Raw genomic sequence first — 5,251 nt, 5'->3', positions numbered from 1 at the left:
GTGGGGGCGGGGTTGATCGACGGGTCGGACACCCGGTGCTCCTTGCTGGAAGGTACTCAGATCAGCAGGAGTCGGCCGAGCAGACCTCGCCTCGGTGCCGGCGTGGCGCGTCAGGCGGTCACGGTTACGGTTACGGTCGCGGTCGCGGTCGCGGTCGCGGTCACGCAGTACGGCGAGGGGCGCTCGGCTCGTACCGGGTCATAAAACACCCCTCCCAGGGCAGAACAGATTGGTGAGCCGAGCCTACGAGGGGGCGGTGCGGGGCCGCCAACGGTTTTCCGGGGCGTCAACGGCCCCGCTCCGTCAGCGGCCCCGCTTCGTCAGCGGCCCCGCTTCGTCTACCGGGTCAGGCCCCGGCGCGCGGGCCCGTCCACGGACGCCCGGGGCGGAACGTGCGCTCGAACTCGCGCAGGGCCGCCTCCTGGCGCCACTGCACACCGGCCTTCGCGTTCCCGGCCAGGAAGGTCCGGCACTCCGGGGCCGGCGGCCGCGCGCCCGGGTGCGAACCGGCGCACGCGCGCGTGAAGCGGTGTCCGTCGCGCGTGGGGTTGCCCTGCCACAGGCTGGCGCCGGGCAGGAAGGCGTACTCGAGCGACGCCCGTGCCACGTCCTTGAGTTCCGCGTACGAGAGGCCGTACGTCTCGGCGGCGTACCGGTACTCGTGGCTGATGTCGACGCGGCTGATGCCGGGGTCGTCGGTGGCGAGGACGACCGGCACGCCGTACCTGCGGTACGTCTCGAAGGGGTGGTCCGCGCCGCGTACGCCGAGGATCTGCGCGTTGCTCGTGAACGGCACCTCGACCGCGACCTCCTTGGCGGCCATCGAGCGGGCGGTGCCCTGCCAGTCGTCCTCGTGGACGAGGTCGACGCCGTGCCCGATGCGTTCCGCGCCCGCGACACCGACGGCGTCCTTGATGTGGAAGCTCAGGTCCTCAGGCTTCACGAGGCCCGGCCACAACTCGCCGGCGTGCAGGGTGACATGGGCGTCCGGGTACACGCCGCGCAGATACTGGATCATGCGCATCTGCAGGCTGTAGTCGCGCAGCGCGCGCTCGCCGTCCTCCGGCTGTACGAGGTTGACCGCGACGAACCGCCCGTCGCGCTCCGCGAGGCGCATGCCGAGGGCGAGCTGGGTGAAGACCCGCTCGGGCGAACTGCCGCGCGAGACCTGGGAGATCCAGCGCACGGGCAGTCGGCAGCCCGGCCTCGGGGTGTCGGTGTCGCAGCGGCCCGCGGCGCGGAACCGGGCATTGGCGTCGTCCGCCTCCGTACCTGCCTCCGCGACGAGCCGGTCGAGCCGACCGCCCGCGAGGAGTTTGCTGTGCAGGTCGGAGAGGTTCTCGTCCCAGCCGACATCGGCGGCGAGCTGCTTCGCGCCGCCCGAGGCCGGGCTGACCATCGTCTCCAGGTAGAACTGGCGCTGTTCGGCCGCGTCGTCCGCGACCTCGGCGAGCAGCTTGCCGCGGTTCCGCCAGGTCACCTCGCCGAACTTGCCGAACGTGGCGAAGAAGTGGTCGTGGCCGTTCCCGCCCTCCGGGAAGTCCTGCATGGACCAGGCCCGTACGACAGCGTCGTGGAACGCGCGGTCCGTGCGGGCGTCCGCGGCCGGGCGGGTGCCAGGACCACAGGGCGGGGCGACGGCCGTCATCGTCGAGGTGTCCACGCACAAGCTGTCGTCCGCGGCCAGGCCGATCAGGTACTCGGTGGAGACCGCGCCGGACAGGTGGTTGTGCAGCTCACCGCCCTTCGGCAGCTCCCGGAAGAACTCGCGCATCAACTGCGGCTGGTCCTCGATGCCCTTGAGGTACGCGTCCGTGGCGGCTTCGCGGCCGGTCGGGCGGGGCGGCGGTACGGCGGTGGGTCCCGCCTGCGGCGCGGGCGCGGCGCCCGCCGACCCTGGGGACAGGGCCAGGGACGAGAGGGTGGCGCAGGTGGCGACGGCGACCGCGAGGAGGGTCCGGGCGCGGCGTGGGACATGGTGGTGTTGAAGAGTCACCGGCTCATGATCACCAGGGAGTTGCGGTGAACTGTGCGGTCACCGCCGACCGCACCCGTGGGGCGTACGAAGTCCACTCGGATGGCACCGGTTTCCCAACCGGACCGACCGGACTGACCGGACCGACCTGACCGACCGGACTGACCTGACCGACCGGACTGACCTCACGGGAGGGCCGCCGGGTGCTGCGTGCCCTCAACCTCCCTTGTTCAGCTCGGGCTTGGGCTCGGCAGCAGGTCGAGCACGCGCTCCCAGGGGAACGTGTCGACGCCCGGCTCGGGGCGTCCGTCGGCTATCGCGACTCCCATCTCGCGCAGCCGCTCCAGGCTCGCGCCGTACGCCGGGTGGGCCGCCAACTTGTCGTTCACACAAGGCAGTACGGCGGTGGGTACGCCCGCTCCGTACGCCTCGCACAGGGTGGCCACAGCCAGGGTGTCGGCGATGCCCGCGGCCCATTTGTTGACGGTGTTGAAGGTGGCCGGTGCCACCGCGATGGCGTCCGGGTCCGGCAGCGGGCGGGGGTCGCCGGGGGCGCGCCAGGCCGAACGCACGGGGTAGCCGGTCCTGGCCTCCACCGCCGCCGCGTCCAGGAAGCCGAGGCCCTGCGGGGTGGCGATCACGCCCACGTCCCAGTTCCGCGCCTGGGCGGCGGTGATCAGCTCGTCGGCGTCCACGGCGACTCCGGCGGCACATACGACGACGTAGAGGAATGGTTTGTCGGTCACGGCCCCGAGTCTGCCCAGCGCGCTCCCCCATCGTGCCACCTTCCGATATTTGCGCAGGTCAGAACGGATGCGAGACGACCGCTTCCATGGTCGAGATGCCGTCGTGGGCGGGCAGGGGGACAGTGGATTGCGTATGACGCTCCTATGCGAGGAGGAGAGGGGACCATGCCCAAGAACGTCCACGGTCACGGCCATCCGAAGGACCCCCAGCAATCCAAGCTTTCCGCTCAGCAGGCGCGCGAGAAGGCCACGCGGCCCGAGATGCAGTCGATCTCGGCCAAGACGCGGGGGATGCAGCAGAAGTCCCAGGCCCGGCGCCAGGGCAACCGCTGAGGGCTCGGCTGTCCGTCCGTACGCATACGGTCCGCCGAGCGGCCCGTCGACAGTCCTCAGCCATCTGTCGGCAGTCGTCAGTCGTCAGTCGTCGCGAATGATCACGTCAGGGGTCCGACCCGCACTCCGGGTCGGGCCCCTGGCCATGCTCGGAGCCGATCGGCACCGCTCGGAGCCGATCGGAGCGCTTGAGGGATCAACTGCCTTGTCCGGCCCAGCCGTTCGGAACGTCGTTCGTCGATTCGTCATGCTGCGAGTCTGCATCGCGGCACTGACAATCGGTCCGCTCCGGTGCGTCCGCTCGGGCCGGCCGGGGAAGTTATCCACAGGCAGCGGACCTCGTCGGCGGAATGTGGGTGGGGCCAGGCAGTATGGGGTCATGACTGCGGAGATGCCGGGCTGGCCGGACTGGGAGAAGCGCTTCAGGGCGCCGCGTGTGTCACTGCCCGACTGGGCGGAGGACGCACCGGACCGCTCGCTGTTCGTATCGAACGCGACGGGGACGTACGAGCTGTACGCGTGGGACAGAGCGACCGGCGAGCAGCGGCAGGTGACGGACCGGCCGAACGGCACGACGGACGGCGTGCTCACCCCGGACGGCCAGTGGATCTGGTGGTTCTCGGACACGGACGGGGACGAGTTCGGGGTGTGGATGCGCCAGCCGTTCGCGGGCGGCGGGTCCAAGGCTGAGGGTGGCGGCGCCGATGAGCCGGCGGCCCCCGGTCTCGAGCCGTCCTATCCCGCGGGGCTCGCCATCGGCCGGGACGGGACGACGGCGGTCGTCGGCCGTTCCACGGACGAGGAGGGCTCCACCGTCCACGTCGTACGGGCCGGTGCGGAGCCCGTCGAGATCTACCGCCACCGCGAGTCGGCGGGCGTGGGCGACCTGTCGCGCGACGGCACCCTGATCGCCCTGGAGCACACGGAGCACGGCGACGCCATGCACTCGGCGCTGCGCGTGGTCCGCCTCGACGGCACCACCGTTGCCGAGCTCGACGACACGAAGGACGGCAGCGAGGAGCTGGGCCTCGAGGTCCTCGGGTTTGCTCCTGTGGACGGTGACACCCGGCTGCTCGTCGGACATCAGCGGCGCGGGCGCTGGGAGCCGATGGTGTGGGACGTCGCCTCCGGCGAGGAGGTCGACCTCGCTCTGGAGCTGCCGGGCGATGTGAGCGCGGAGTGGTATCCGGACGGCTCGGGTCTCCTGGTCGCGCACAGCTTCGAGGCCCGCAGCGAGCTGTTCCGGTACGACCTGGCGGAGCGCGAGCTGATCGAGGTGGCGACGCCCAAGGGCTCGGTGTCGGGCGCGACGGCACGGCCTGACGGGACGGTGGAGTACCTGTGGTCCTCCGCCGCGCGGCCGCCGCAGGTGCGGTCGACCTCGGGTGCGGTCGTCCTCGATCCTCCCGGGATGAAGGCGCCGGGTTCGGTGCCGGTGGAGGACGCGTGGGTGGAGGGCCCCGGTGGCCGCGTCCACGCGCTGGTGCAGAAGCCCGCGGGTGCGGGCCCCTTCCCGACGATCTTCGAGGTGCACGGCGGCCCGACCTGGCACGACAGCGACGCCTTCGGTGCGGGCCCGGCCGCCTGGGTGGACCACGGGTACGCGGTGGTGCGGGTCAACTACCGCGGCTCGACCGGGTACGGCCGGGAGTGGACGGACGCCCTCAAGCACCGCGTGGGGCTGATCGAGCTCGAGGACATCGCGGCGGTGCGGGAGTGGGCCGTCTCCTCCGGTCTCTCCGACCCGGCGAAGCTGGTGCTGTCCGGCGGTTCCTGGGGCGGCTACCTCACGCTTCTCGGGCTCGGCACACAGCCCGAGTCGTGGGCGCTCGGCCTCGCCGCGGTGCCGGTCGCGGATTACGTCACGGCGTACCACGACGAGATGGAGGCGCTGAAGGCGATGGACCGCACGCTGCTCGGGGGTACGCCGGAGGAGGTGCCGGAGCGGTTCGAGGCGTCGTCGCCGCTGACGTACGTGGACCAGGTGCGGGCGCCGGTCTACATCTCGGCGGGGGTGAACGACCCTCGGTGCCCGATCCGCCAGGTCGAGAACTATGTGGACCGGCTCGCGGCACGGGACGCGGTGCATGAGGTGTACCGGTACGACGCTGGGCACGGTTCGCTGGTCGTGGAGGAGCGGATCAAGCAGGTCCGCCTGGAGCTGGACTTCGCGGCGCGGCACTTGGGGTGAGGGGGC

The 5,251-nt window shown here is 71.6% G+C and carries 4 protein-coding genes; 2 read left to right on the top strand and 2 right to left on the bottom strand.

Annotated features, from left to right (window positions below; genetic code table 11):
* Positions 1-346: 346 nt before the first annotated feature.
* Positions 347-1,996, bottom strand: coding sequence for an adenosine deaminase family protein (locus GUY60_RS33915; protein WP_312866528.1), 1,650 nt, complete (start codon positions 1,994-1,996; stop codon positions 347-349).
* A 209-nt stretch (positions 1,997-2,205) separates the two neighbouring features.
* Positions 2,206-2,721, bottom strand: a complete 516-nt coding sequence (locus GUY60_RS33910; protein ID WP_312866527.1) for a flavoprotein — start codon at positions 2,719-2,721, stop codon at positions 2,206-2,208.
* Between the two features lie 165 nt (positions 2,722-2,886).
* Here GUY60_RS33910 and GUY60_RS33905 point away from each other — a divergent pair, with 165 nt between their 5' ends.
* Positions 2,887-3,054, top strand: coding sequence for a hypothetical protein (locus tag GUY60_RS33905; protein ID WP_161704922.1), 168 nt, complete (start codon positions 2,887-2,889; stop codon positions 3,052-3,054).
* Positions 3,055-3,433: 379 nt separating this feature from the next.
* Positions 3,434-5,245 (top strand): S9 family peptidase, encoded by a 1,812-nt coding sequence (locus GUY60_RS33900; protein WP_161704920.1) that lies wholly within the window; start codon positions 3,434-3,436, stop codon positions 5,243-5,245.
* Positions 5,246-5,251 lie beyond the last annotated feature (6 nt).

The sequence above is a fragment of the Streptomyces boluensis genome (assembly GCF_009908195.1).
GTDB classification, from domain to species: domain Bacteria; phylum Actinomycetota; class Actinomycetes; order Streptomycetales; family Streptomycetaceae; genus Streptomyces; species Streptomyces boluensis.
The sequence above is the reverse complement of the archived record's forward strand: the minus strand, read 5'-3'. Positions and strand labels throughout refer to the sequence as shown.